This is a genomic window from Kerstersia similis, assembly GCF_965139615.1.
Taxonomy (GTDB): Bacteria; Pseudomonadota; Gammaproteobacteria; order Burkholderiales; family Burkholderiaceae_B; genus Kerstersia; species Kerstersia similis.
Genome location: NZ_CBCSIQ010000022.1, coordinates 1 through 26,020, shown reverse-complemented (window position 1 = coordinate 26,020; position 26,020 = coordinate 1). Strand labels below are relative to the sequence as shown.

The 26,020-nt window shown below is 62.7% G+C and carries 26 protein-coding genes; 12 read left to right on the top strand and 14 right to left on the bottom strand.

What is annotated here, in order from left to right; all coding sequences use genetic code 11:
• Window positions 1–103: 103 nt before the first annotated feature.
• Both accC and accB read right to left on the bottom strand, forming a co-directional pair.
• Window positions 104–1,450, bottom strand: coding sequence for an acetyl-CoA carboxylase biotin carboxylase subunit (gene accC / locus ACNA1V_RS13220; protein ID WP_415834071.1), 1,347 nt, complete (start codon window positions 1,448–1,450; stop codon window positions 104–106).
• 6 nt (window positions 1,451–1,456) lie between these two features.
• Entirely contained in the window at window positions 1,457–1,906 is a 450-nt protein-coding gene (gene accB / locus ACNA1V_RS13215) for an acetyl-CoA carboxylase biotin carboxyl carrier protein (RefSeq protein ID WP_415834070.1), read from the bottom strand.
• 461 nt (window positions 1,907–2,367) lie between these two features.
• Here accB and mpl point away from each other — a divergent pair, with 461 nt between their 5' ends.
• The 6 genes from mpl to ACNA1V_RS13185 all read left to right on the top strand — a co-directional run bounded on the left by mpl (window position 2,368) and on the right by ACNA1V_RS13185 (window position 9,654).
• Window positions 2,368–3,750 (top strand): UDP-N-acetylmuramate:L-alanyl-gamma-D-glutamyl-meso-diaminopimelate ligase, encoded by a 1,383-nt coding sequence (gene mpl / locus ACNA1V_RS13210; RefSeq protein ID WP_415834069.1) that lies wholly within the window; start codon window positions 2,368–2,370, stop codon window positions 3,748–3,750.
• A gap of 169 nt (window positions 3,751–3,919) precedes the next feature.
• Window positions 3,920–5,812: a ribonuclease catalytic domain-containing protein gene (locus tag ACNA1V_RS13205; RefSeq protein ID WP_415834068.1), complete on the top strand. Its 1,893-nt coding sequence runs from the start codon at window positions 3,920–3,922 to the stop codon at window positions 5,810–5,812.
• A gap of 114 nt (window positions 5,813–5,926) precedes the next feature.
• Window positions 5,927–6,787, top strand: coding sequence for a shikimate dehydrogenase (aroE, locus tag ACNA1V_RS13200; RefSeq protein WP_415834067.1), 861 nt, complete (start codon window positions 5,927–5,929; stop codon window positions 6,785–6,787).
• Between the two features lie 14 nt (window positions 6,788–6,801).
• Complete coding sequence (mtgA, locus tag ACNA1V_RS13195; protein WP_415834066.1) at window positions 6,802–7,533, top strand: monofunctional biosynthetic peptidoglycan transglycosylase; 732 nt, start codon at window positions 6,802–6,804, stop codon at window positions 7,531–7,533.
• Between the two features lie 109 nt (window positions 7,534–7,642).
• Window positions 7,643–8,821 carry an LPS export ABC transporter permease LptG gene (lptG, locus tag ACNA1V_RS13190; protein ID WP_415834065.1) on the top strand — a complete coding sequence of 393 codons (1,179 nt, stop codon included), beginning with the start codon at window positions 7,643–7,645 and terminating at the stop codon, window positions 8,819–8,821.
• The gene (locus ACNA1V_RS13185; protein WP_415834064.1) at window positions 8,818–9,654 is read left to right on the top strand and encodes a symmetrical bis(5'-nucleosyl)-tetraphosphatase; all 837 of its coding nucleotides are present in this window, start codon (window positions 8,818–8,820) and stop codon (window positions 9,652–9,654) included. The genes lptG and ACNA1V_RS13185 overlap by 4 nt, the downstream gene beginning before the upstream one ends.
• A 103-nt stretch (window positions 9,655–9,757) precedes the next feature.
• On the opposite strand, the gene ACNA1V_RS13180 is transcribed toward ACNA1V_RS13185, so the two are convergent.
• The 7 genes from ACNA1V_RS13180 to ACNA1V_RS13150 form a co-directional block, all read right to left on the bottom strand.
• Window positions 9,758–10,507 (bottom strand): lysophospholipid acyltransferase family protein, encoded by a 750-nt coding sequence (locus ACNA1V_RS13180; RefSeq protein WP_415834063.1) that lies wholly within the window; start codon window positions 10,505–10,507, stop codon window positions 9,758–9,760.
• Window positions 10,504–11,802, bottom strand: a complete 1,299-nt coding sequence (locus tag ACNA1V_RS13175) for a dihydroorotase (RefSeq protein WP_415834062.1) — start codon at window positions 11,800–11,802, stop codon at window positions 10,504–10,506. The genes ACNA1V_RS13180 and ACNA1V_RS13175 overlap by 4 nt, the downstream gene beginning before the upstream one ends.
• Complete coding sequence (locus tag ACNA1V_RS13170; protein ID WP_415834061.1) at window positions 11,799–12,752, bottom strand: aspartate carbamoyltransferase catalytic subunit; 954 nt, start codon at window positions 12,750–12,752, stop codon at window positions 11,799–11,801. The genes ACNA1V_RS13175 and ACNA1V_RS13170 overlap by 4 nt, the downstream gene beginning before the upstream one ends.
• Window positions 12,745–13,299: a bifunctional pyr operon transcriptional regulator/uracil phosphoribosyltransferase PyrR gene (gene pyrR / locus ACNA1V_RS13165; protein ID WP_415834060.1), complete on the bottom strand. Its 555-nt coding sequence runs from the start codon at window positions 13,297–13,299 to the stop codon at window positions 12,745–12,747. The genes ACNA1V_RS13170 and pyrR overlap by 8 nt, the downstream gene beginning before the upstream one ends.
• Window positions 13,300–13,317: 18 nt before the next feature.
• Window positions 13,318–13,755: a Holliday junction resolvase RuvX gene (gene ruvX / locus ACNA1V_RS13160; protein WP_415834110.1), complete on the bottom strand. Its 438-nt coding sequence runs from the start codon at window positions 13,753–13,755 to the stop codon at window positions 13,318–13,320.
• Window positions 13,756–13,864: 109 nt separating this feature from the next.
• Window positions 13,865–14,449 (bottom strand): YqgE/AlgH family protein, encoded by a 585-nt coding sequence (locus ACNA1V_RS13155; RefSeq protein ID WP_415834059.1) that lies wholly within the window; start codon window positions 14,447–14,449, stop codon window positions 13,865–13,867.
• 67 nt (window positions 14,450–14,516) lie between these two features.
• On the bottom strand, window positions 14,517–14,681 hold the full coding sequence (locus ACNA1V_RS13150; RefSeq protein WP_068372778.1) for a rubredoxin: 165 nt from the start codon (window positions 14,679–14,681) through the stop codon (window positions 14,517–14,519).
• A gap of 279 nt (window positions 14,682–14,960) precedes the next feature.
• On the opposite strand from ACNA1V_RS13150, the gene thiD reads away from it, so the two are divergent.
• Genes thiD through hemL form a run of 3 tightly spaced genes read left to right on the top strand, consistent with a single transcriptional unit; the run spans window position 14,961 to window position 17,742 of the window.
• Complete coding sequence (thiD, locus tag ACNA1V_RS13145; protein ID WP_415834058.1) at window positions 14,961–15,758, top strand: bifunctional hydroxymethylpyrimidine kinase/phosphomethylpyrimidine kinase; 798 nt, start codon at window positions 14,961–14,963, stop codon at window positions 15,756–15,758.
• Window positions 15,755–16,420 carry a thiamine phosphate synthase gene (gene thiE / locus ACNA1V_RS13140; protein WP_415834057.1) on the top strand — a complete coding sequence of 222 codons (666 nt, stop codon included), beginning with the start codon at window positions 15,755–15,757 and terminating at the stop codon, window positions 16,418–16,420. The genes thiD and thiE overlap by 4 nt, the downstream gene beginning before the upstream one ends.
• A 38-nt stretch (window positions 16,421–16,458) precedes the next feature.
• Window positions 16,459–17,742, top strand: coding sequence for a glutamate-1-semialdehyde 2,1-aminomutase (gene hemL / locus ACNA1V_RS13135; RefSeq protein ID WP_415834109.1), 1,284 nt, complete (start codon window positions 16,459–16,461; stop codon window positions 17,740–17,742).
• A 36-nt stretch (window positions 17,743–17,778) separates the two neighbouring features.
• Here the strand turns inward: hemL and ACNA1V_RS13130 are convergent, their stop codons facing one another.
• From ACNA1V_RS13130 to ACNA1V_RS13110, 5 genes are all read right to left on the bottom strand, one after another.
• A complete protein-coding gene (locus ACNA1V_RS13130) occupies window positions 17,779–18,897 on the bottom strand; it encodes a helix-turn-helix transcriptional regulator (RefSeq protein ID WP_415834056.1) in 1,119 nt (372 codons plus the stop codon).
• 166 nt (window positions 18,898–19,063) lie between these two features.
• Window positions 19,064–19,852, bottom strand: a complete 789-nt coding sequence (locus tag ACNA1V_RS13125; RefSeq protein ID WP_415834055.1) for a hypothetical protein — start codon at window positions 19,850–19,852, stop codon at window positions 19,064–19,066.
• 32 nt (window positions 19,853–19,884) lie between these two features.
• Window positions 19,885–20,496, bottom strand: coding sequence for a penicillin-binding protein activator LpoB (gene lpoB, locus ACNA1V_RS13120; RefSeq protein ID WP_415834054.1), 612 nt, complete (start codon window positions 20,494–20,496; stop codon window positions 19,885–19,887).
• Between the two features lie 99 nt (window positions 20,497–20,595).
• Complete coding sequence (locus ACNA1V_RS13115) at window positions 20,596–21,048, bottom strand: YcfL family protein (protein ID WP_415834053.1); 453 nt, start codon at window positions 21,046–21,048, stop codon at window positions 20,596–20,598.
• A gap of 55 nt (window positions 21,049–21,103) precedes the next feature.
• Complete coding sequence (locus tag ACNA1V_RS13110) at window positions 21,104–22,549, bottom strand: COG3014 family protein (RefSeq protein ID WP_415834052.1); 1,446 nt, start codon at window positions 22,547–22,549, stop codon at window positions 21,104–21,106.
• 303 nt (window positions 22,550–22,852) lie between these two features.
• On the opposite strand from ACNA1V_RS13110, the gene argJ reads away from it, so the two are divergent.
• From argJ to ACNA1V_RS13095, 3 genes are all read left to right on the top strand, one after another.
• Window positions 22,853–24,085, top strand: coding sequence for a bifunctional glutamate N-acetyltransferase/amino-acid acetyltransferase ArgJ (gene argJ / locus ACNA1V_RS13105; RefSeq protein ID WP_415834051.1), 1,233 nt, complete (start codon window positions 22,853–22,855; stop codon window positions 24,083–24,085).
• 6 nt (window positions 24,086–24,091) lie between these two features.
• Entirely contained in the window at window positions 24,092–24,967 is an 876-nt protein-coding gene (locus ACNA1V_RS13100) for an ATP-binding protein (RefSeq protein WP_415834050.1), read from the top strand.
• A gap of 76 nt (window positions 24,968–25,043) precedes the next feature.
• Window positions 25,044–26,015 (top strand): Nudix family hydrolase, encoded by a 972-nt coding sequence (locus ACNA1V_RS13095; protein ID WP_415834049.1) that lies wholly within the window; start codon window positions 25,044–25,046, stop codon window positions 26,013–26,015.
• Window positions 26,016–26,020: the final 5 nt, after the last annotated feature.

Genomic DNA, 26,020 nt, shown 5'->3' with positions numbered 1-26,020 from the left:
GTTACTGCTGGCGATGCCTGGCGGGCCATCCCTGCCTGTGCGGCGGGGCCCGTATGTCCTATCGGCTGGCGCCGCCGCCCCTCACGGCAGCAGCGGCACTGGCTCAAGGACGCTGGGAGAGCTTTTGCTCGAGATAGTGAATGCTGGTGCCGCCTTCAATGAAGCGCGCGTCCTGCAGCAGCTCGCGATGCAACTGCACGTTGGTCGAGATACCTTCCACCACCATTTCCGACAGGGCGATGCGCATACGGGCCAAGGCCTGTTCACGCGTGTCGCCGTAGGAGATCACCTTGGCAATCATCGAATCGTAGTTGGGGGGCACGAAATACCCGTTGAACACGTGCGAGTCGATGCGGATGCCCGGGCCTCCACCCACGTGCCAGTTGGTGATGCGGCCGGGGCTGGGAACGAAGGTGAACGGATCTTCCGCGTTGATGCGGCACTCGATGGCGTGACCCTTGATCTGGATATCACGCTGGCGCAGCGTGAACTTCTCGCCGGCCGCCACGAGAATCTGCTGCTGAATCAGGTCGATACCGGTAATAAGCTCCGTCACCGGGTGTTCGACCTGAATACGGGTGTTCATTTCGATGAAATAGAACTCGCCGTTTTCATACAGAAATTCGAAAGTACCCGCGCCACGATAGTTGATGCGGCGGCAGGCTTCGACGCAGCGCTCACCGATACGTTCCACCAGACGGCGGGGAATACCGGGCGCCGGCGCCTCTTCGATGACCTTCTGGTGGCGGCGCTGCATGGAGCAATCACGCTCGCCCAGCCAGACAGCATTGCGGCCACCATCCGCCAACACCTGGATTTCGATATGGCGCGGGTTCTCGAGGAACTTCTCCATATAGACTTCCGGGTTGTTGAAGGCCGCACCCGCTTCGGAGCGCGTCATCTGCACGGCGCTCAACAAAGCAGCTTCGGTATAGACCACACGCATGCCGCGACCACCGCCACCGCCGGCAGCCTTGATGATCACCGGATAGCCGACTTCGCGGCCCAGGCGGAGGATCTCCTGCGGATCGTCCGGCAAGGCGCCGGGCGAACCGGGCACGACGGGCACACCGGCAGCAATCATCGCCTGCTTGGCGCTGACCTTATCGCCCATGATCCGGATGGAATCCGGACGCGGGCCGATAAACACAAAACCGCTCTTTTCCACGCGTTCGGCAAAGTCGGCATTTTCCGCAAGGAAGCCGTACCCCGGGTGGATTGCTTCGGCATCCGCCACTTCGGCAGCCGAAATGATGGCGGGCATGTTCAGATAGCTGTCGCGGGACGGTGCCGGCCCGATGCAGACCGACTCATCGGCCAACCTGACGTATTTCGCATCGCGGTCGGCCTCGGAGTGCACGACCACGGTTTTGATACCCATCTCGCGGCAGGCGCGCTGGATGCGCAGCGCAATCTCACCGCGATTGGCGATAAGGATTTTCTCGAACATGTGCGATCAGCCGATGACGAACAGGGGTTGACCGTACTCCACGGGCGCGCCGTTTTCCACCAGAACTTCGGTGATGACGCCAGCCTTGTCGGCCTCGATTTCATTGAGCAGCTTCATCGCTTCGATGATGCACAGCACATCGCCTTCCTTGACGCTCTGGCCAACTTCGATGAAAGGCGTCGCGCCGGGGCTGGAGGCACGGTAGAACGTGCCCACCATGGGAGCCTTGACGACATGGCCTTGCGGTGCGGCGGGCGCGGCAGGCGCAGCTGCCGGGGCCGCGGCAGCCGCCGGCGCCGCCACTGCGGTTTCCACATAGACGGGAGCCGGTGCCACAGCAGCCTGCGGCACGAACTTGACGATGCGGACCTTGCCTTCACCTTCGGTAATTTCAAGTTCGGCGATGCCGGACTCGGCAACCAGGTCAATCAAGGTTTTCAGTTTTCGGAGATCCATAACTGCCTTTTCCCATAGTGTATTTTTCAGCGACGCAAGACGGTGCTATGCCCGGTCTGCGAAGCCAGGTTGGAACGAACGTGCTGGAAGCTGGAAACGGGGAGATCTCATGGACGGATCAGACCAAGTGGACACATAAAACGGCAAGTACGCCGCATGTCTCACAGACGAGTCCAAGCGCGGCCACGGCCTAGCCGTTCCGGGCGAGATCTGGTTCCGGCTGCCAGCCTGTGCGCGAGCGCCGGCCAGCCAGAAAAAAACGGCCCGCGCAGGCTGACTGGAACCACTGCCAGCATCTGGGGAACCCATTCGCAATGCGCCATTATGTCGGCAAAAGTAACGATAGACCGCTTTTTACGTCAAAAAAACGCCGTTGTCCATTGAAAACAATGGTTCACCGATCTGTCCCGCCCGCCGCTTGGCATCCATTTCCCCCATTACAATGCAGTACGGAGGTTTCCATGCATCTGCACATTCTGGGCATCTGCGGCACGTTCATGGGCGGTCTGGCCCTGATCGCCCGTGCTGCCGGCCATCGCGTCACCGGGTGCGACGCGAACGTCTATCCCCCCATGAGCACCCAGCTCGAAGAACAGGGCATCGAACTGCTGGAAGGCTTTGACGCCTCGCAGCTGTCCCTGGGCGCAGACCTGTACATCATCGGCAATGTCGTCAAGCGCGGCAATCCGCTGATGGAAGCCATCCTTGACCAAGGCCTGCCTTATATCTCCGGCCCGCAATGGCTTAACGAGCATATTCTGACGCCGCACCGGCAGCACGTATTGGCCGTTGCCGGCACGCATGGCAAGACCACCACCACGGCCATGCTGGCCTGGATCCTGGAACAAGCCGGTCTGGCACCCAACTTCCTGATCGGCGGGGTGGCGCCCGATTTCGGCGTCTCGGCGCGCTGGCAGCCCGCCAGCCGCCATTTCGTCATCGAAGCTGATGAATACGATACGGCGTTCTTCGACAAACGCTCCAAATTCGTTCATTACCGCCCCCGTACTGCCGTGCTGAACAACCTGGAATTCGATCACGCCGATATCTTCCCCGATCTCGCGGCCATCGAAACCCAGTTCCATCACCTGGTGCGCACCGTGCCCGGCCAGGGCCGCATCATCCGCGAAAGCCACAATGAGGCGCTGGATCGCGTGCTGGCGCGCGGATGCTGGTCGGAATGCCAGACATTCGGCGCCGATGGCGACTGGCAGGCCCGGGATCTGGCCGACAACCGCTTCGATGTCAGTCTGCATGGCGAGCACCTGGGCACTGTCGCCTGGCACTTGTCAGGCGCTCACAACCGCGCCAATGCCCTGGCGGCCATTGCCGCCGCGCAGCACGCGGGCATCCCGCCGGCAACGGCGATTGCCGCCCTGAACACGTTCCAGGGCGTGAAACGCCGCATGGAAGTCCGGGGCCAGGTCGATGGCATTACGGTCTATGACGACTTTGCCCACCACCCCACAGCGATCGCCACGACGCTGGCCGGATTACGGCGCCAGGTCGGCCAGGCACGCATCATCGCCGTGCTGGAGCCGCGCTCCAATACCATGAAGCTGGGCACCATGGCCGACCGCCTGCCCGGTTCCCTGGCCGATGCCGACCTGATCCACTGTTTTGGCGAACGCCAGGGTACGCAAAGCGTGCAATGGGATCCGGCAGTGGTACTGGCCCCTCTGGGCGAACGCGCCCGCTGCTGGAGCGACCTTGATGCGCTGGTGCAGGCCCTGGCAGCGGAGGCCCGCCCCGGCGACCATATCCTGATCATGAGCAACGGCGGATTCGGCGGCATACACGGCCGCCTGCTGAATGCGCTGGAACTCGCCCGCAAAAGCATGTAAAAAACCGCAGGTCAAAACCGCAAGATAAAAAACCGGCCAGCGCAGGTAACAAAACCGACCGGCAATTCTCTCCGGCCACCGCCAGCGCTCCGTCCGCTCCTTTCATTTCCACACAGCCATACCCCGGGCCCGCTGGCTCGGGCCAACTCCCCCAGGAATACGCGACAAGATGTATTTGTTCTACGAAGAAGACGGCGGTTTCAAGATCGGCCACATCCTTGCTGAAACCGACGCCAGCCTGCAAGTGGAATCGGAAAGCGGCAAGCGCAGCAAAATCAAGCGCACCAATGCGCTGTTTACCTTTGATACCAAGGATGCCGCCAATTTCCTGACGCAAGCCCAGGCCCAGGCCGAAGACATCGACCTCGATTTCCTTTGGGAGTGCAGCAGCCAGGAAGATTTTGAAGCGGCCGAATTTGCCGCCGATTACTACGGCCATGCGCCTTCCGCACTCGAGAAGGCAGCCTTGATCCTGCGCCTGCACAGCGCCCCCATCTATTTCCATCGTCGTGGCAAAGGACGCTACCGCGCTGCGCCGGCAGACATTCTCGCGGCTGCCAAGGCAGCCCAGGAGAAAAAGCGCCTGCAGGCGGAACAGCAGCAGCAATGGGTCGATGACATGACGGCAGGCCGCCTGCCTGCCCCCATCGCCGAAGCCGCCGAGATGCTGTTGATCCGTCCCGACAAGAACAGCATGGCCTGGAAGGCCATGGACGCGGCCTGCCAGCAATTGCAGAAAAGCCCGGAACGCCTGCTGCTGGACCTGGGTGCCTGGCCCAGCCCGCTGGCGCTGCACAAGGCCCGGTTCCTTGCCGCGAACTTCCCGCGCGGCACCGGCTTTGGCGACATCACGGTGCCTGACCTGGGCGCCGACCTGCCACTGGCTGATGCCCAGGCCTATTCCATCGACGACATCACCACCACCGAAATCGACGATGCACTGTCCGTGCAGCGTCTGGAGGATGGCTGGCTGCGCGTAGGTGTCCACGTGGCCGTCCCGGGCCTGGCTGTCACCCGCGACAGCGAACTGGACAAACATGCGCGCACCCGGCTGTCCACGGTCTATACGCCTGGGGAAAAAATCCCCATGCAGCCTGAAGCATTGATCAGCCGCTTCTCGCTGGATGCCGGCAAACCCGTGCCCGCGCTGTCGCTGTATGTGGAAGCCGACCCGGCCACCGGCGCAATACGCCATACTGAAACTCGCCTGGAGCGTGTGCAGGTGCGCGAAAACCTGCGCCACAACCAGATGGACGCCATCTACAGCGAGGAAGCCCTGGCCGGCCCGGCCGATGCCCACCCGCATCTCGACTGGATGCAGCCGCTTTGGCAACTGGCGCTGGCCCTGTCCGCCCGGCGTGATGAAGTACGCGGCAAGCCGGAAAACAACAACCGGGTCGAATACAGCTTCTACCTGGATGGCAACCCGGACGACCCCGATGCCACCGTCCGCATCGAACCGCGCCGCCGCAATGCGCCGCTGGATCGGCTGGTGGCCGAATATATGATCCTGGCCAATACGCTTTGGGGCGAGTTGCTCGCGCGTACCGGCTTGCCCGGCATTTACCGCTCCCAGCAAGCTGGCCGCACCCGCATGAGCACCCATGCCCTGCCACACGAGGCCATCGGCGTGCCGCAATATGCCTGGTGCACTTCGCCGCTGCGGCGCTATGTGGATCTGGTCAACCAATGGCAATTGATCGCCGCCGCACAGCACGGCATCTCGGCCCCGCTGGTCGCCCCATTCAAGCCACGCGATGCCGACCTGTTCGCCATCATCGGCGCCTTTGAAGCGCAATACGCGACCTGGCACGACCATCAGGATGCCATGGAGCGCTATTGGTGCCTGCGCTGGTTCCAGCAGCAAGGCCTCAAGGAAGTCACGGCGCATGTCCTGCGTGAAGACCTCGTGCGTTTCAGCTGCGCACCCTTTGTCACCCGCGTCGCCGGCATGCCGGAACTGGAACGCGGCACGCCGGTCAGGCTGGAACTGATGGGCAAAGACGAACTGGCGCTGACGCTGGACTGCCGCTATCTGGGTGTCATCACCGAAAACGCGTAAACCGGACGCCCGACGGGATACACTGCCGTTGAACATGCGCCAACGCCAGCGTTCCTCCGTTGCGCGGATCATCCAGCCAGGCCGGGTGCTCCGCCGTCTCCTTTCTTTGCGACCATGAGCGACACGAAACCCATCATCTGTGCCGTCATCGGCAATCCGATCGGCCATAGCCTGTCCCCGGACATCCACCAGGCTTTCGCCCGGCAGTTCGACATGCCGCTGGAATACTCCCGCCTGCTGGCCCCTATCGGCGGCTTCAATGAGGTTGTCCTGCCCTTCTTCGCCGCTGGCGCGCGCGGCATGAATGTCACGGCGCCGTTCAAGCTGGATGCCTACGCCCTGGCCTCCCAGGCGCTCAGCGCGCGGGCTCGCGTCGCCGGTGCCGTCAATACGCTCTGGATGCACGACGGCATGATGCATGGCTGCAATACCGATGGCATCGGCCTGGTACAGGATCTGCAACAGCAAGGCGCGCCCCTCAAGGATGCGCATGTCCTCATCATCGGCGCCGGCGGTGCCGCCCGGGGTGTCTTGCAGGCCCTGCTGGCCGCAGGTTGCGCCAGCCTGCGCATCGTCAACCGCAATGCGCAGCGCGCCCAGGAAATGATCACCAATCCTCTGGTGCGCACCCTGCCCCAGGCCAGCCGCCTGGAAGCCGGCGGCCTGGATGCCGCCAGCCGCCCGGAAGGCTGGAATCTGGTCATCAACGCCACTTCCAGCAGCCTGGGCGATGCCACCCTGAACCTGCCTGCCGGCCTTTACGCGCCGGGTTCGCTGGCCTACGACATGGTGTACTCCGCCCAGCCTACGCCCTTCATGCAGCAGGCCGTGGCCGACGGCGCCGGCCGTGCCAGCGATGGCCTGGGCATGCTGGTCGGCCAGGCTGCCGCCAGTTTTGAAATCTGGCATGACCTGACGCCGGACACGGCCCCGGTACTCACCGCGCTGCGGCAACGTCTCTCCGGCGCTGCCTGAAGCCGCCGACCGCCATGCAGGACCACGCCCCCGACCACGTCAGCCCAGGCTTCCGCTGGTCCTGGCCGAAACGGCTGGGCGCGCTGGTCATGGCATTGCTGATCCTGCTGCTGCTCTCGCAGCTTTGGCTGCTGGCCCAGGTCGCCTGGTATGCCCGCCAGGATCCGGGCAGCAGCGCCGTCATGCGACAAGAACTGTCGCGCCTCCGGGACAGCCAACCGGATGCCCGGCTGGATTACCGCTGGGTTCCCTATGACCGCATCAGCAATAACCTGAAACGCGCGGTCATCGCTGCCGAGGATTCCCGCTTCACGCAGCACGATGGCGTCGAATGGGAAGCCATCCGCAGCGCCTGGCAGCACAACCAGCAATCCAGCCGTATTCGCGGCGGCTCCACGATCACCCAGCAGTTGGCAAAGAATCTGTTTCTGTCCGGCTCGCGCAGCTATCTGCGCAAGGCGCAGGAACTGGTGCTGGCCTATATGATCGAACACAGCATGGACAAGCGCCGGATCCTGGAGTTGTATCTCAATCTGGCCGAGTGGGGAGTAGGGATTTTCGGCGCTGAAGCTGCCGCACGGCATTATTATGGGGTGTCCGCGCAGCAGCTCAGCGCGGCCCAAGCGGCGCGGCTGGCCGCCATGCTTCCGAATCCTCGCTATTACGACAAGCATCGCAACACCGCGTTCCTCAACAAACAGACAGCAACGTTGCTGGCACGCATGAAACAGGTTCACATTCCCTGACATCCTGGCGCGCTGATCCCGCGCCAATCAGGCCGTCTTCCTGCAAAATCTATCGAAACGCGCCAAAATAACAGGCTTTCCCTTTCCATCCAGTCAAGGTTTCCGCCGCATGCGCACCGCACGCCGTTATCTGGCCCGCGAAATCTACCGCTCCTGCGCGGTAGTGCTGCTCGCGCTGCTCGGGTTGTTTACGTTTTTCTCCCTGATTGAAGAACTGGACAGCCTGGGCGGCAGCTACACCCTGCCCGCCTTGCTTTACCTGCAAGCGCTGCAACTGCCCACGCGCCTTTACGACCTGCTGCCCATCGGGCTGCTGATCGGCGCCATCCTGGCGCTGGCCGGGTTGGCGCAACGCAATGAACTGGTGATCCTGCGCGTCTCGGGCGTCAGCGGCGCCCGGCTGCTGGGTATGCTCTGGATCGTCACGTTGCCCTGGATGGCAGGCGCCTTGCTGCTTTCCGAAGTCATCACGCCGGCCGCCGAACTGCATGGCAGCGAAGCCAACCTGCTGCTGCGCGGCAAACCGGGCGGCGGCGCCATGCATAGCGGCTACTGGTTCAAGGAGCCCACGCCCGAAGGCGGCATGCGCATCATCAACGTCGGCAAACTGGAGGCCAATGGCGGCGTCCGCGACATCACGCTTTACACCTTCGCGCCCGACAAACGCCTGAGCGCCCTGGCCATGGCGGAAAGCGGCAGTTTCAGCGGCGATGAACTGCACCTGAACACCATCAGCCACCATCGCGTCGATCTTGATGCCGCCACGGCCTTCTCGCAAACCCGGCCGGGCAGCCAGCCCCTGGTCACCATCGACCGCGAAGACCAGATGGCCATGCAGACCACCCTGACGGCAGAACGCCTGCTGGCGCGTGTGCTGACCCCTGAGCGCATGTCCATGCTCACGCTGTGGGACTACATTTCCTACCTGCACAGCAATCACCTGCAGGCTGACCGTCAGATCGTCGCGCTGTGGCGCAAACTGATCTACCCCTTCACGCTGCTGGTCATGATGACCATTGCCGCTCCCATCAGCTTCATGCAGACCCGGCGCGGCGGCGTCGGCGCCAAAGTGTTCATCGGCATTCTGCTGGGCGTAGGCTTTTTCATGCTGAATCAATTGGCGCTGAATATCGGCATGCTGGGGCGCCTGCCGCCCTGGAGCACGGCGCTGCTACCCAACGCCGCAGCCTTGCTGATCGCGCTGGGCTCCCTGCTGATCATGGAAAACCGCCATTTTCTCGCCCGTCTGGCGACACACCGCAACCCCTGGAGAAAACACCCGCTATGAACCGTCCCGATATCTGGATGATCGGTGACGTGCAAGGCTGCTGCGTTCCTCTGGAACAACTCCTCGCCTTGCCTGAGATCGCCGGCGCACCGGACAGCCGTTTATGGTTCGCCGGCGATCTCGTCAACCGTGGCCCCCAATCGCTGCAAACCCTGCGCCGCATCCGCGACATGGGAGAACGCGCCACTTGTGTGCTGGGCAATCATGACCTGCACCTGCTGGCCGTCGCCGCCGATATCCGCAAACCCGGCAAAAACGACACGATCAGTGAAATCCTGCAGGCACCCGATGCCGAGGAACTGCTGGATTGGCTGCGTCACCGTCCGCTGGCGCACTTCGAGAACGGCCACCTGATGGTCCATGCCGGCGTCCTGCCCAAATGGGACTGCGCCAAGACCCTGTCACTGGCAGCGGAAGTGGAAGCTGTCCTGCGCGGACCAAACTGGCGCAAAGGCCTGCAGAAAATGTATGGCAATGAACCGGCCGAATGGAAGGATGACCTCACCGGCGGCAAGCGCATGCGAGTGATCATCAACGCGCTTACGCGCATGCGCCTGGGAACCGCCAAGGGCCAGATGGATTTCGCGGCCAAGGCCGTACCGGGCCAACATCCGCCGGCCCTGATGCCCTGGTATGACATCCCTGGGCGCGCCACCCGCAACGTGGTGGTGGTCTTCGGGCATTGGTCCACCCTCGGGCTGCTGGTTCGCCCCGATGTCATCTGCCTGGATACCGGCTGCGTCTGGGGAGGGCACCTCACTGCCATGCGGCTGCGCGATCGCAAAATCCTGCAGATCACCTGCCAGCAGTACCAGGATCCCGCCCTCTTTTAGCATCCTTGTGATCGGTCTGTCGGGATATCCGCCCAGACCGGCCGCCAGCGGGACTGGCAAACAGGCCGAGGCCCACCGGGCTGGCGCTAGCCAGCCCGGTACATCACACCTCGACGACCTGGCGTACCGATTGTTCCGCCATGCGGGCGATCTGTGCCCGGCGCACCGTGTGGTCTGCGTCTTCAGGCATTTGCAGCACTGGCAGGAACTCAATCCTGACAAACATGCGCGGGGTGCTCAGAATGCACCAGATATTGGCCATCAGAGACTGGTCGCCGGTAAAAGCGGCCCGGCTGCTGCGCCTGCCATTCTGCATAAAAACCAGGGCCACCGGCTGCACCGGCACGCCTGCGTCAACAGCAGGCGCAAACAGGCCGGAACGAAAGGGCAGCAGACGCATGCCATCCGTCGTTGTTCCTTCCGGAAACAGGCCCACGGAACGGCCACGGCGGAAATGGATTTCAACGGCCTGCCCGACTTCGCGCACCGCCTGACGATAACCACGATCAATGAACAACGTGCCGACGCCTGCCGCCAGCCAGCCGATCAAGGGCCATTGACGCACTTCCTTCTTGGCGATAAAAATCGAAGCGCGCACACTGTTGATGATGAAAATATCCACCCAAGAAACATGGTTGGATGTCCACAGCACAGGCCCTTTCAACAGCGGCTGGCCCACCACTTCGCAACGCACGCCGCAACACCAGCGCATCAATATGCGCGACCAGCCGCGTACGATGCCTTCGCCACGGCCCGCCATGAATACGGGGTAGAGCAGCGCCACCGTCAGCAACCCGCTCATCAGCCAGGGTACCAACAGCATGGCGCGCAGCGTAAAACGCAAGAACCTCACGAACCCGCTTCCCAGACCTGTCGGCCACCTACCCAGGTGGACTGCACCCGGGCCGGCAGTTCCAGGCCGGTAAACGGCGTGTGCCAGCTCTGGCTCAGCAAGGTCTCGCGGCTGACGACCCAACGCGCATCCAGATCCACCAGGGCGAAGTCTGCCAGCGCGCCCAGCTCCAGGCGGCCGCAAGGCGGCAGATCCGGCGCCCCCGTGGTCAGGACATGCGCCGCCCGGGAGGTGACATGCGCCAGTGCCTGCACCAGCGGCACATCGGCTTCCGCCGCCCATTTCACGGTCAGGCTGAGCAACAGCTCCAGGCCCGTGGCGCCAGGTTCAGCATCAGCAAAGGGCAACAGCTTGTTGTCGTCGTCCACGGGCGTGTGGTCGGAGCAAATGGCGTCGATGGTGCCATCCAGCAAGGCTTCGCGGATCGCTGCACGGTCACGCTGACCACGCAGCGGCGGATCCAGACGGTAATTGGAATCGAAGAAACCGATATCCACATCCGTCAGGTGCACATGGTTCACGGAAACATCGCAGCTCAGCGGCAAGCCTTCCTGCTTGGCCGCACGCACCAGCTCCAGGCCCGCAGCGCTGGACAGGCGGCACAGGTGCAAGCGGGCGCCAGTCACGCGCTGCAAGTCGAATAGGGTCTGCAGCGCAATGGTTTCCGCCTGGACAGGAATCCCCGACAGGCCCAGCCGCGACGCATAGGCGCCACTGGCCGCTACCCCGCCGCGCGACAGCCAATAATCCTGCGGGCGCACCCACAGGACATAGCCATAGGTACGCGCATACTGCATGGCGCGCAGCATGACGCTGGTATCGGTCAACGGCACATTGGCCTGAGAAAACGCCACGCAGCCGGCTTCCGTCAGCTCGGCCATTTCCGTCAGGCGCTCGCCCTTCAACCCCACCGTGGTCGCCCCCAGCGGATACAGGCGTACATGATTGAGCTGGCGGGCCTTCTGCTTGAGCATCTCTACCAGGCCGGGCTCATCCAGCGTCGGGTCGGTATCCGGCGGCTGAACCACGCTGGTCACGCCACCGGCCAGGGCCGCACGCATTTCCGATTCCAGCGTCGCCCGGTACTCAAAACCCGGCTCACGCAGACGCACGGACAGGTCGATCAAGCCCGGCAACACAGCCAGCCCTTGGGCATCGACCACGCGGTCTGCCGTGAACCCGGCGGGCACATCACCCAGACCCACGATCCGGCCACTTGCAACGAACAGATCCGCCACGCGATCCAGCCCGCTGGCCGGATCAATCAGCCGGCCTCCCTTTACCTGCAGATTCATGCCTGTGCTCCCGCTACGATGCTCATTGCGGCCATACGGACTGCGATACCAAAGGTCACCTGGTTGAGAATGACCGCCTGATCGCCATCGGCCACGGCAGAGTCGATCTCCACGCCCCGGTTCATGGGCCCCGGGTGCATGACGATGGCATCAGGCTTGGCGCGCGCCAGTTTTTCGCGGGTCAAACCGTACTGCTTGAAATATTCGTGCGCCGACGGCAGCAGGGCGCCACGCATACGTTCGTTCTGCAGGCGCAGGACGATGACGACGTCCACATCCTTGAGGCCTTCGTTGATGTCGGTGAACACCCGTACACCCATCTGTTCCAGGCCGCCCGGCAACAAGGTCAGGGGTCCGATCACGCGCACTTCTGCCGCGCCCAGCGTGGTCAGGGCATGGATATCGGACCGCGCCACGCGTGAGTGCAGCACATCACCGACGATGGCCACGCACAGATTGGAGAAGTCTTTCTTGAAGTGCCGGATGGTGTACATATCCAGCAAAGCCTGCGTCGGGTGCGCATGGCGGCCATCACCGGCATTGACCACGTGCACATGCGGCGCCACATGCTGAGCAATCAGGAACGGCGCGCCGCTGGCCTCGTGGCGCACGACGAACAGGTCAGCCTGCATGGCGGACAGATTGGCAATCGTGTCGAGCAGCGATTCGCCCTTGGCCGTCGAAGACGACTGCACATTCAAGGTGAACACATCCGCCGATAGCCGCTTGGCAGCGATATCGAAGGTAGTCCGGGTGCGGGTCGAGTTCTCGAAGAACAAGTTGAAGACGCTTTTGCCACGCAGCAGCGGGACTTTCTTGACCTCGCGGTTGGCCAGGGGCACAAAGTTCGCAGCGGTATCCAGAATATGCGTCAGGATGTCGCGCGGCAGGCCTTCGGTCGTCAACAAGTGGGTCAGCTCGCCATGGCGGTTGAGCTGCGGGTTATTCATGTACGGAATCCTTTTCCAGGGCCAGGGAAAAATTCCCGTTGTCGAGACGGGACAAAACAAATGCGCTTTCCGGAGGCAGCGGGATATGTGCCGCTACCACGCAGGCCGCAACCGGCAGCTCGCGGCCACCGCGATCCAGCAAGACCGCCAGGCGGATGCTGTCAGGCCGGCCATAATCGAACAGTTCGTTCATAGCCGCGCGGATCGTGCGTCCGGTATAGAGCACATCATCGACCAGGATGACATGCGCGCCCGCCACGGGGAAATTGATGGAAGAAGGCTGCGCCTGACTATTGCCATGCAGACCGATACGATGGAAGTCGTCGCGATAGAAACTGACGTTCAGGGTCGCCACATTGCCTTCCAGGCCCAGGTCGCGCTGCAGGCGCTCCGCCAGCCAGGCACCGCCGGAATGGATGCCGACCAGCCAGGTCTTTTCTGACGGGGTCTTGGAAAATTCTTGTTTCACCCCTGCAAGCAGGCGCGCGTAAAGGGTTTCGGCATCCGGCAGCTCGCCGGGCGAATGAACAGGTGTATCTGAAGCCATGATGCGAATTTTAGGATATTAGAGAGCCGTGCGGGAACCCATCACGGACGCTTTGTTACAGGTGCCGTTGCGCGCGCCCGATAGCAAATCCAGGTAGCGTTCCAGAATAATAGCCGCTGCCATGGCATCGTCGTCATCATTCGTGCCCAGACGGCGTTGTGCTTCCATGCTGGAGCCACGCTCATCGACCAATATCACCGGCAGGCCGAAACGGCCATGCAGCTGATTGGCGAAACGCCGCCCTTGCAGCGACGCATGTTGTTCGGCGCCGCTTTCATCGAGCGACAGCCCCACGATCAGGCTGGCAGGACGCCAGGATTCGATCAGCGTTTCGATGCGCTGGAAACGCTCGCTGCGCGTCTGGGCGCGGATGATTTCCAGCGGCCTTGCGCTGCCGGTAATGGTATTGCCCAGCCCCACACCCAGTTTTCGCAAACCGAAATCGAAGGCAAGCAGGGCCGCTTCGCCCGCAACGGCCCAGGCGCCGCCAGGCTCGCCGGCAACGCTGACGCCTGCTGCCGCGCCAGGCGCCTTCAGGACGCCGGCCTGGCCGGCGTTTTCAAGCTCAGGCATGCCCGGCTTCCCCCGACAGCATGATGGGGTCTATGCCCAACTGTTTGAGCGCGGCGTCATAACGCTGCGCCGGCTCGACATCGAAAATGATATCCGGGCTGGCATAGACCGACAGCCAGGCATTGGACGCCATTTCGCTTTCCAGCTGGCCCGCCCCCCAGCCCGCATACCCCAGCGTGACCAGCAGCCGATGCGGCCCTTCGCCATTGGCCACGGCCTGCAACACGTCTTTCGATGTCGTCAGCGCCATCTCTCCCAGCTTGATGCTGGAGGAGTACTCGCCTATGGGTGCGTGCAGCACAAAACCGCGGTCGGTCTGCACCGGCCCGCCGAAAAACACCGGGGCATCTTTTTCCGGCTCGATTTCCAGCTTCAGGTCTATGCGCTCGAACAATGCGCCCAGCGTCAGATCCGTAGGACGGTTGATCACCAGTCCCAGCGCGCCGCGTGGGGTGTGTTCGCAGATATAGATCACGGTGCCTGCCAGACTGCCCTCGACACCACCAGGCATGGCCAGCAGGAACTGATTGGACAGATCGGCATGGGGCAGAACCTGGCTTTCCGCTTCTTTCGTCATGGCACACTCCACACACAAGACTCAACCTGTCGTCCCGACAGGCAGGGTTCAGAACGCGTTCACGATCTCAGATTTCCATCAATTCGAAATCATCCTTGCGGGCACCGCATTCCGGACAGACCCAGTTGGGGGGGACGTCTTCCCAGCGGGTACCCGGTGCGATACCTTCTTCCGGCAGGCCGGCTGCTTCATCATAGACCCAGCCGCAAATCAAACACATCCAAGTACGCATCGTTTCAGAGTTTCCTGTCAATCCAGATGGGCGGTACCGACCCGCCCTGTGGGACGGGGCACGCGCCCCATTACGAAACAGCCCGTTTGCCGGGCCGTGCAAGACGCAAGACGCCGGGTCGGCAGCGTACGCAGCACGACTGCCCGCACGCTCCTGTTTCACCTACAATGGGGCCATATTAACCAAACACAACCTCGGCTGACAGGATTCCTGTCGCCAGCGCCCCAACACGGCGCCCGCCAGGTCCTATTATTTTCCTCGCCCGCAGTGTCCGCCTCTGTGCTCCCTCCCCTTCTGATTTTCGGCCCCTTCGACCCCAGCGGCGCCACCTCGCTGCCCGCTGACGCCATCACCTGCGCGGCCCTGCAATGCCATGGCCTGGGTGTCCTGACCGCCAATACCATCCAGGATTCGGCGCACCAGGAAGATGCTGTCGCCATTTCGCATGAATTCATCGACGAGCAGGCACGCTGCCTGCTCGAAGACATGGCGATCAGCGCCCTCAAGGTCGGCCGGCTCGATACGCCGGAGGCTGTCAGCGTCATCGCGCAAATTGCGGCCGATTACAACCACTTGCCCCTGGTGTTGCATCTGGACAGCCCTGGCGACGCCAGCGACCTGGACGCCCAGGACCTGGCCGAGGATGTCATGGCGGCCACCGTCGAGCTGTTGCTGCCGCAAACAGATATCGTCGTGACCGAGCATATGCGGATAACACAGTGGCTGGCAGACGGATTGCTGAGCGAACCCGTGGAAACCAATGACGCGCTGCGCGAAGCGGGCGCCGAATGGTCGCTGATCCTGGGCGCGCCCCTGCGCAGCGACACCCGCTGCACCCAGCTCAACGGCCCGGAAGGCCTGCTGCGCCAGTGGAACTGGCATGCCAGCCAGGAACGGCTGTCCGACAGCGCTGACCTGGTGGCAACGGCCATTGCCGCTTTCCTGGCCCGCGGCCTGGCGCCTGACGAAGCGGTCGCCCAGGCGATCAGCTATGTACAAGCCTGCCAGCAGCAGAATTTCCGCCCCGGCATGGGCCGCCGCCTGGCCTGGCGCCTGCCTGGAGAACAGCAAGAATGACATCCGTCCCCGACTACGCCGGCCTGCGCTTTCCTCGTGGCCTCTATGGCATCACCCCGGATACCGACGACACCCCGGCGCTGCTGGAAGCGATCACTGCCGCCGCCCGCGGCGGGATGCGCAGCCTGCAATGGCGCCGCAAGCAAAGCGCCAGCCATGCGGCGCTGCTGAGCCAGGGCCAGTCCATTGCCGGCCTGTGCCGCGAACTGGGACTGGTCTTCATCGTCAATGACGACTGGAAGCTGGCGCAGTCCCTGGGAGCCGACGGCGTGCACCTCGGCCGCGATGACGGCGATCTGGCGGCAGTGCGCGCCGCACTCGGGCATGAGCGCATCATCGGCGTCTCCTGCTATGCCGATCTGGCGCGTGCCCGTGCCTTGCTGGCCCAAGGGGCCGACTACATCGCCTTCGGCGCCGTTTATCCCTCCCCCACCAAACCACAGGCCGCGCGCGCGCCGCTGGAGCTGCTGGAGCAGGCCCGCGCCTTGCTGAACCCGTTGCCCGCGCCGCGCCCGGCCATGGTTGCCATTGGCGGCATCCATGCCGCCAATGCCACGCCGGTCGTCCAGGCCGGCGCCGATGCCCTGGCCATCATCCAGGGAATTTTCCAGGCCGATGATATTGAAGCCGCCGCCCGCGCCTGCGCGCAGGCATTCGCCTGATCAACCCCACGGATCCCGGTACCGCCATCATGACAGCCATTTCCCGCAATGACACCCTGTTCCAACGCGCCTGCCGCAGCATTCCCGGCGGCGTGAATTCGCCCGTGCGCGCATTCCGTTCGGTGGGGGGCACCCCCCGCTTCATCGAACGTGCCCAGGGTCCCTACATCTGGGATGCCGACGGCAAGCAGTACATCGACTATGTCGGTTCCTGGGGTCCAGCCATCCTCGGCCACGCGCACCCTGACGTCATCGAAGCCGTGCGGACGGCCGCTCTCAATGGCCTGTCCTTCGGGGCGCCCACCGAAGCGGAAATCGAAATCGCCGAAGCACTGATCGCGCGCCTGCCCTCCATGGAACAGGTGCGCCTGGTCAGTTCCGGCACCGAAGCCACCATGAGCGCCATCCGCCTGGCGCGCGGCGCGACGGGCCGCAACAAGATCATCAAATTCGAAGGCTGCTATCACGGCCACGCCGACAGCCTGCTGGTGAAGGCTGGTTCAGGCATGCTGACCTTCAACAATCCGACCTCCGCCGGCGTGCCGCCCGAGTTCGTGCAACACACGCTGGTGCTGGACTACAACGACAACGCCGCTGCCGAAGCCGCCTTCGCCAGCATGGGCGACGATATCGCCTGCGTCATTGTCGAACCCTTTGCCGGCAATATGAACCTGGTGCGCCCCGCCCCCGGCTTCCTGGAAACCCTGCGCACGCTATGCACGCGCCACGGCGCCCTGCTGATCTTCGACGAAGTCATGACAGGCTTCCGGGTCGGCCCGCAAGGCGCGCAAGGCCTGACGGGCGTGACGCCCGACATCACCACGCTGGCCAAAATCATCGGCGGCGGCATGCCGGTCGGCGCCTTCGGCGGCCGGGCCGACATCATGGCCAACATTGCGCCGCTGGGCGCGGTGTACCAGGCCGGTACGCTGTCGGGCAATCCGGTAGCCGTGGCCGCCGGGCTCGCCACCCTGCGGCTGCTGGGCACGCCGGGTTTCTATGAAACGCTGGTCGCGCGCTCGGCCCGCCTGTGCGCCGGCCTGGATGCCGCCGCACAACGCCACGGCATCGCCTTCTCCAGCGACAGCGTAGGCGGCATGATCGGCCTGTATTTCCGCGAAACACCGCCCACGAGCTTTGCCGAAGTGCAGGAATGCAATATCGAGCACTTCAAGCACTTCTTCCACGCCATGCTGGATCACGGCGTCCATCTCGCACCTTCCGCCTTCGAAGCCGGTTTCGTTTCCGCCACTCATACGGACGAAGTCATCGAAGCCACGCTGGCAGCAGCAGATAAAGCATTTGCGAGCCTGAAGCGATGATATCGAGCGGGGTGCCGGAGAGCGCTTGCGGCGGCTTCAGCCCTGCGCTACTGCATGAATAAGCCTGACCAGGTCGAGCTGGCGCTTGCAGCCTGTCTTGGCCAGCAGGCTTTTCAGGTGGCTGCGGGCCGTATTCAGGGTGCATCCTCGGGCCATCGCGAATGCCTTGATGGTATCGCCACCCGCCAGCACGCTGGCCAGCTCCGCCTCAGCAGAGGTGATGCCCAATACTTCTCCCAGCTCACCGCACGAAAACGACAGCCCGGCATAAGGCAGCGCCATGGCAATCAGCGCCAGCGGCGGCTGGCTGCTGCCAGCCCCGAATGCCGTAGCGACCGACGGCAAGGGCAGTATGCGCAACACGACCGTATCCACCCCGCTGCCCCAACGAACAACCGCCGCACGTCTGGCAACCGAACAGGCACGCGCCACGGCCTGCTCCAGCTGCAGCTGTAACGCCTGCTGCCTGAGCGCAAAGCGGCTATAGCCGGAACACCAGGTCGCCTCCCGCACATAGCTGGCCGCCCGGGCATTCAGGTACTGGATACGCCGCCCAGCGTCAACGATGACGATACCGAACGGCATGTGCTCCAAGGCGGAGGTTCCCAGCGCAGCGCGGCGCGCCAGTTCGCGGGTATGGTCGCGCAAGCGGGTCGCGCGCAGGATTTCCGGCGCCAGCAGCCGCATGACGGCTTCCTCACGCTCACCGTAAGGCCGGTGATCGACTGGGCGCAGCATGGCCAGATAGGCGTTCGTGCCAGCGGTCTGCCGCATCACCATGCACATCGAATAGCGCGTCCCGACACCACGCAGGAAATCATAGACTGCCGAGCGCGACATATGACGCTGATCGAAATGATGATGGTCGAACACCACCTCGCCTTCCACCATACGATCCAGCAGAGCGACGCGTTCATCTCGCCCCATATACTGCTGCTCGTATTCCTCGAGCTTGTCGCCCGGCACGGTTTCCGATGCCATGGATTCCAGAATCGGTTCTTCATGAGGCGGGCCCAACGTCACCTGATGGAAGTTCATCGCCTCCAATTCCCGGCAGAGTGAATCGAGGGCAATGTACCAATGATTCGAATCCAGCACTCCCTCATAGAACAGCGGCGCGATATCCTGCGCCACCTGCAATGGATCACGAGCCATGGACGTTCCCCTTCCTGCGTGCCAAACCAGACACCCCGCCACTGCGCATTACCACCAAACAAGTTTCATTCTATTTCAATTATTTGAAAAAATGAAAATTCCGTGATTCTACCTACTATTGCACTTTTGGCTCTGCGCAGATGTGCGGGCCGACGCGCCGCAACCGTCAATAGACAGTCACCCCGCTGCGAGGCGCTTCGGGAGTCGCCGGCGCAACAGGCTGCGCAGGCGGCAGCGGCGCCTCGAAGCTGATCGTGGCACCGGCCTGAGCAAACTGGCCGATCAACTGTTCATAAACCTCTTCGGCCAAGCGCTGCGAGGTTTCCCGCACCACTTTGGCGCGGTTCAGGCTGACCCGGTCTCCGGCGCGGCTTAGTATCTTGCTGTCCAGCCCGCTGCCGGCTGCGCTGAAAGCCGCCACGATTTCATAGTTGCGCGTGTTGATCAGACTGAAGTCCGCGACCAGATCCAGCTGCAGGGTATAAGCTCGCGATCCAGCCTCGAAACCCATTTCCCCTTCGCTGAACTGAATATCACTGACCGTGCCGAACAGCACGTAATCCGCGCCCGGAAAGGCACCCGCCCGGATACGAGCAATGATGTCGTGGACGTTCTCGCTCGTCTTGCCCGTATGAGGCCGACCCTGCACCACCCTGACTTTGCCGCCACGTACCAGCGCCCCCTTGATGTCGGCCGTGAAATTGCGCAGCTCACCCGGCACGATATAGGTTTTGCTGCCCTCTTCCAGCGTGAAGCTGCTGCTGCCGCTGGCCTGCCTGCCGTGATGGCTGAACTGCTGCGATGCCGACACGTTGCGGAAGTATTCCGACACCTGCGCCTCATAGCCCAGATCCGTCACGGCTACCCTGGGCCCGGCTGCCTGCGCCGCCGTGCCCAGGCACAGCAGGGCCAACACGGCGCAACGCGCCCGGTTCAGCAATGGCTGTTCTTTCATGTTCCGTCCTTGATCCAATCATCGCGGCCGCCTTAACGGCGCGAGGATTTGCGCAGCTCCGCTTGGTCCTGCCACTCGATCACGCCCGACTCCGCATCAAAAAGCTTGAGCGTCATGACGTAGTACACATCCTTGATGCTGGAAGAGCGCTTGACGATGGACGAAATTTCACCTTCTATGCGGAACTGCGCCCCTTCCATCTGACCCGTTCGCACCCTGCCCTTGGCCTTGTAGAGACCGCTTTGATTCTGGCGCTGTAACTCGCGAACCGCCGTATCCATTTCTGCGTGACTGGCCACGAAACGCACCTTGCCACTATTGACCAGCGCAGTCTGAATACGCAGCATGATGGTGCCGGTGTCGATATATTCGCTGGTCTTGTTCAGCACGGGATCCAAAGACACCGTAGGGCGGCCGGCCAGCGCAGGACTTTGCAGCAAGGACGCTGTCATGCTTTCCGCCAGGCGCTGCAAATCCGTAGAACCAAATTCATTGGTCACATTTTCGACCGCAGACGGATCGCCATAGACAACATCGCCCGAACCACTCACGAGCGGCAAGGTGGATTGGCAACCAGCCAGGCCAAGGACACCAGCCAGAGCCAGGCTGCAAGCTGCACGGGGCAGGTATTCAAGAGACAACATGATAGGTACTCCCAGAAAAATCTATCGTATCCACGACGCGCGGCCCGGCCATACAACAGTCCCCCGACTGACGACCCCGACCAGATTTGTGCAGCGTTCTCACTTATCAGCACGCAGTTCGAGCCGGAAATCCACCGCATCCGGGCGCGCTGCCATGCCTTGCACGAAATGGTTCTGCAGACCCAGGAATGGCAGTTCCTTCCAGGGCTCATCGCGCCCGCTCTGCAGACCATCAGCGTTCAGCCAAAGAAAGCGATAGAACAGTCGCCGAGGGCCGCTACTACCGTTGGCAATCTCTGCCTGTACCGTCAACATATCGTTGACCCGCTGCGAACGCAGGCCTACCACCCGCAAATCAAACATGGGCTGCGGCACAACCAATTTGCTAGCGATGCCTGCCGATGCAGCATAATCCGGCAGCACGGCTGTTTCTGGCGACGCCGGCATCAGAAACTCCGGTTGCGACACGCTGCGACCCGGTTGCGCGCAGGCAGCCAGGAGCAGCACACCGATACCCAATGCGATACGGCACAGATTGCTTGTATGGTTCATGGTGACTTCCTGAGACATGACGATTGACCCTGAGCGCGCCGCTTGCCCCATTTCCCTACTGCCTATCCTGCGTTAACGAAACGGGAAATCGCAGCGCAGCAGCCTCCATGGCCTGCCGTGCCGACCCCGCTTGCCCGGCGGTTGCCCCATCCAGATAGGCCGGCGCGCCAAAATAAGTCACCGTGCTGAGCATCCTTACTGGCACCACCATGCGCTGGCCCCTCACATCCAATGTCCTGAGCGCATGGCTGTCTTCGGACAATTTCAGCTCATGCCGTCCGTGCGGGACAAACGCGCGCGCCAAGTACACACGTTCAGGCAACATGCGCCACATGCGATCGTCTGCCGCCGGCTCTGTCGCTGCGGAGACCAAAGCGGCAAACAACCCGGCCAACGGCCCAGCCTGCTGGTTGATTTCATTTTGCAGTACCGCCTTAGTCACTAATCGAATCGACGAACGCGTCAACATGCCAGGCAGTTCGTCACGCAACGCACGACGCGCCATGGCATTGAGATCAGCAGCCTGGGCCACAGGCACCGACTGGCCTGCAATCGAAATCTGCTGCAAATCCAGCGCATAAGGGTTAGGCTGAATCACGGGAAAGGCCGTTGCCAAGGTCAACAGACCGTTGTGAGTGGGTACAGGTAACACTATGGATTGAGAACGACGGGCAGGTGCCAGTCCGGTTTCAATCACAAAGAGGACATCCGTTTCCTTAGCCGTCGCCAATCGCCGCTGACGCTCCTCCAAGCCTTCCAGTCCTGCCTGCAGGGTGGTTTCATCCGGCCTCAACTCGATGGCCTGGCGATAACCAGCCGCAGCCAAACTAGGTTCGTTCAGCGTTTCATAGACAAAGCCTGCCAGATAATGGCTCAAGGCATTCTGATAGCCATTCTTCAAACCGATCACAGCTGGGTCATCGAAAATTTCCACTGGGTAACCACTGATCTCCTTCTGCTCCACTTCCACACCCTGCTCCTGCGCTTGCGCCTCGACTTCGGCATTGGCACGTGAGCGCGCTTCCGCTATTAATGCCTCACGCTCATGGGTGCGACGGATATCCACGCGAGCATTCTCCAGGTCGCCCATATTCAACCGATTCATGGCCATGCGAGTCGTGAGCATGACTTTCTCGTAATCCTGGCCCTCATAGTCCCGCATGCCATCGCCAAATAGCGTTGCACTGATCTGAGTCCCCACGGTGGTCAGAGCACCTCGGACTTGATCCTCCCAGGCACGCACCGTGACATCAGCTGTTTCCAGCGCTTGCTGACTTTCTTCATAGCGCGCCGCCACACGCAACAGCTCACCTTTTTCCAGATTCAACAGCAGATCCTCTGCTGCCTCCCCCTGCATCTGGGTTTCAACCCGCAGGATGGCAGAGTCCAGCAAACCAGCAGCCAGATCGTTGGCGCTCTCGCCCACCTTGCTATCATGCGTCGCTGCGCAACCCGCCAACAACCCTGCCGCCACCAGGCATGCTCCGCGTTGCAGAATCATGGTTTTCCCCTTCTTCACTGTTGAACCCGCGACCCGGGCATATCCCCAAGGAAGCCAGACCGACCCGCTGACATTTCCTTGCATTTTTTACGGGTTATAAGAAGAAACTGACACCGCCCACATCCCCCAACTGCAGGATGACGCGCCCCCGAAAATCCTGATAGCTGACCGCCACTAGCCGCATGACTCAGGGACAAGGCACGACTTTGCCCCCCATGACCGCCAACGGCGCTCCGGATTTGCCATAATGGCAGTCTCCCATCCGCCGCCTCAGGCGCTGTTTTCCCTTTCAAGGCAAGTCACATGGCTGTCAACCTCCAGATTCCTCCCGCAGACCAGATCCATCCCGTCGCCGGCGTTGAAATCGGCATCGCCTCCGCCGGTGTCAAGCAGGCGGGCAGTGGCAAGCGCGACCTGACAGTCTTCCGCCTGGCGCCGGGCAGCAGTGTTGCCGGCGTGTTCACGCGCAACCGTTTCCGCGCCGCGCCCGTGCAGGTCTGTGAACACCACCTGGCCAGCGGCGCGGAGATCGCCGCGCTGGTCATCAATACCGGCAACGCCAACGCCGGCACTGGCGCCAGCGGCCTGGCCCATACCGAACAAACCTGCGATGCGCTGGCCGGCCTGCTGGGCCTGGCCCGTGAACAGGTGCTGCCCTTCTCTACCGGCGTCATCCTCGAACCGCTGCCCGTGGACCGCATCATCGCCGCCCTGCCTGCCGCCATCGCGGATTTGGCCCCGGCGCATTGGTTCGAAGCCGCGCACAGCATCATGACCACGGACACGCAGCCGAAAATCCATTCGCGCCAACTGACGCTGGCAGGCAAGACCATCACCATTACCGGCATCAGCAAGGGCGCGGGCATGATCCGCCCCAATATGGCCACCATGCTGGGCTACCTCGCGACCGACGCCGGTATCGCACCTGCCCTGCTGCGTGAACTGGCGCTCGAACTGGCGAACCAATCCTTCAACCGTATTACCGTCGATGGCGATACCTCCACCAACGACTCCTTCATCGTCATCGCGACCGGCAAGAGCGGCGTGCAGATTGACGATGCCAGCCACCCCGCCTATGCGGCGCTGCGCACAGCCCTGACCGACGCTGCGCGCGATCTGGCACAGAAAATCGTGCGCGATGCCGAAGGCGCCACCAAGTTCATGACGATCCATGTGGAAGAAGCCACCAGCACCGAAGAAGCGCTGAAGATCGCCTACTCGGTTGCGCAATCACCGCTGGTCAAGACCGCCTTCTATGCCTCGGACCCCAACCTGGGCCGCATCCTGGCTGCCATCGGCTATGCCGGCGTCGAAGACCTCGACGTCAGCAAGCTGCGCCTGTGGCTGGACGACGTTCTGGTCGCACGCGACGGCGGACGCAACCCTGACTACCAGGAAGCGGACGGCCAGCGCGTCATGCAGCAGGCCGAGATCGTGATCCGCATCGCCCTGGCCCGCGGCCAGGTCAGCGACACGGTCTATACCTGCGACTTCTCGCACGATTACGTTTCCATCAATGCAGACTATCGTTCCTGAGATTTCATGAATTCAACCCAACCCGAAGATCTGGCCCAGTTAATGGCCCAGGCCTCGCGGGTGCTGGCGCGGCTCGAAGCCTGGCTGCCGCCCGCCCCGCCCCCGACAGACTGGTCTGCCCACGCCTACCGCTGGCGCAAACGCGGTGCCAGCGGCTGGCTCGAAGCCGTACCGCGCGTCAGCGCCATCGCGCTGGACGACCTGCGCCATGTCGAACGCCAAAAAACGATCCTGGACCGCAACACCCGTCATTTCGTTGCCGGCAAACCGGCCAACAATGTCTTGATGACAGGTGCGCGCGGCACAGGCAAAAGCTCGCTGGTACGCGCCATGCTGCTGACCTATGCCAGCCAGGGCCTGCGCCTGATCGAAGTCGATAAGGAAGACCTGGGCGACCTGCCGGAAATCATCGACCTGATCGCTACCCGCCCGGAACGCTTCATTGTTTTCAGCGACGACCTCTCCTTCGAGACAGGCGAAGCCGGCTACAAGGCGCTCAAATCCGTGCTGGACGGCTCGATCGCCGCCACCGACGACAAACTGCTGATCTACGCAACTTCCAACCGGCGCCACCTGATGCCGGAGTACCATAGCGAAAATCTGCAGACCACCATGCACGACGACGGTGAGATCCATCCGGGCGAAGCCGTCGAAGAAAAGGTATCCTTGTCGGAACGCTTCGGCCTCTGGCTGTCTTTCCACCCCTTCCGCCAGAACGATTACCTCGATATCGTGGCCCATTGGGTCAAGGAACTGGGCGGCGCAGCAGATGACAGCCTGCCCTGGCGCAAGGAAGCCCTGCAATGGGCCCTGGAGCGCGGCTCACGCTCAGGCCGCGTAGCACGGCAGTTCGCCCGCGACTGGGTGGCACGCCAAGCCTAACGGCCCCGGCCTTGCGGGCGGCAGCGCCGCCCGCGACTCAACCTAGCAACCACGAAACAGAAAGCCCCGAATACCCATGCCTGGAAGAATTCTTGATGTTGCAGTCGGTGTCCTGGTACGCCCGGATGGATGCGTACTCCTCGACCAGCGCCCCGCGGATAAAAGTTGGGCTGGCTGGTGGGAATTGCCCGGCGGCAAAATAGAAGCCGGTGAAACCGTCTTGCAGGCACTGGCCCGGGAATTGCAGGAAGAGCTGGGCATCCATGTGACCCGTTCCTACCCTTGGGTCACCTATATCCACGAATATCCCCATGCCACGGTACGGCTGTCATTCTGCCGCGTGGAGCACTGGGAAGGCGAACCGCGCCCGGAAGAGCGCCAGACGCTGGGCTGGTTCACGCCGCACGATGCGCTGGAGCTGCCGCAATTGCTGCCCGCCGCCTATCCGCCGCTGCGCTGGCTGCAACTGCCCGATGCCTACGGCATTACCGCCATCGGCGGCGCTGCCGGCCTGGAGGCCTATCTGCAGCGCCTGGATCGCGCCTTGTCGCGTGGCCTGAAACTGGTGCAATTCCGTGAACCCGGCTGGACTGACGGCGGACCTGCCGACGCCAGCGCACTGGCTGCGCTGCAGGCCGTCCGCGAGCATTGTCACGCGGCCGGCGCACGAGTTCTGGTCAACAGTGCCCACCCGCTGGAATGGGTGCAACAGGCCGACGGCATACACTTGCGCGCCGCCGACGCACGCGCCACCACGACCCGGCCCGCCCTGCGCCCCTACAATCTGCTAGGCGTATCGGCCCACGACAGCGTCGGACTGGCGCATGCCCGCCGCCTGCAGGCCGATTTCGCCGTACTGGGACCCGTCCTGCCCACCGCCAGCCACCCAGGCAGCCCGGTACTGGAATGGGAAGGCTTCACGCGCCAACTGGCGGACGCCGGCCTGCCGGTTTATGCCATCGGCGGCCAGACGCCTGATACCCTGGAAACAGCGCATCACCATGGGGCCCACGGCATTGCCGGCATCCGCGCCCTGATCCCCACCTGACTTCC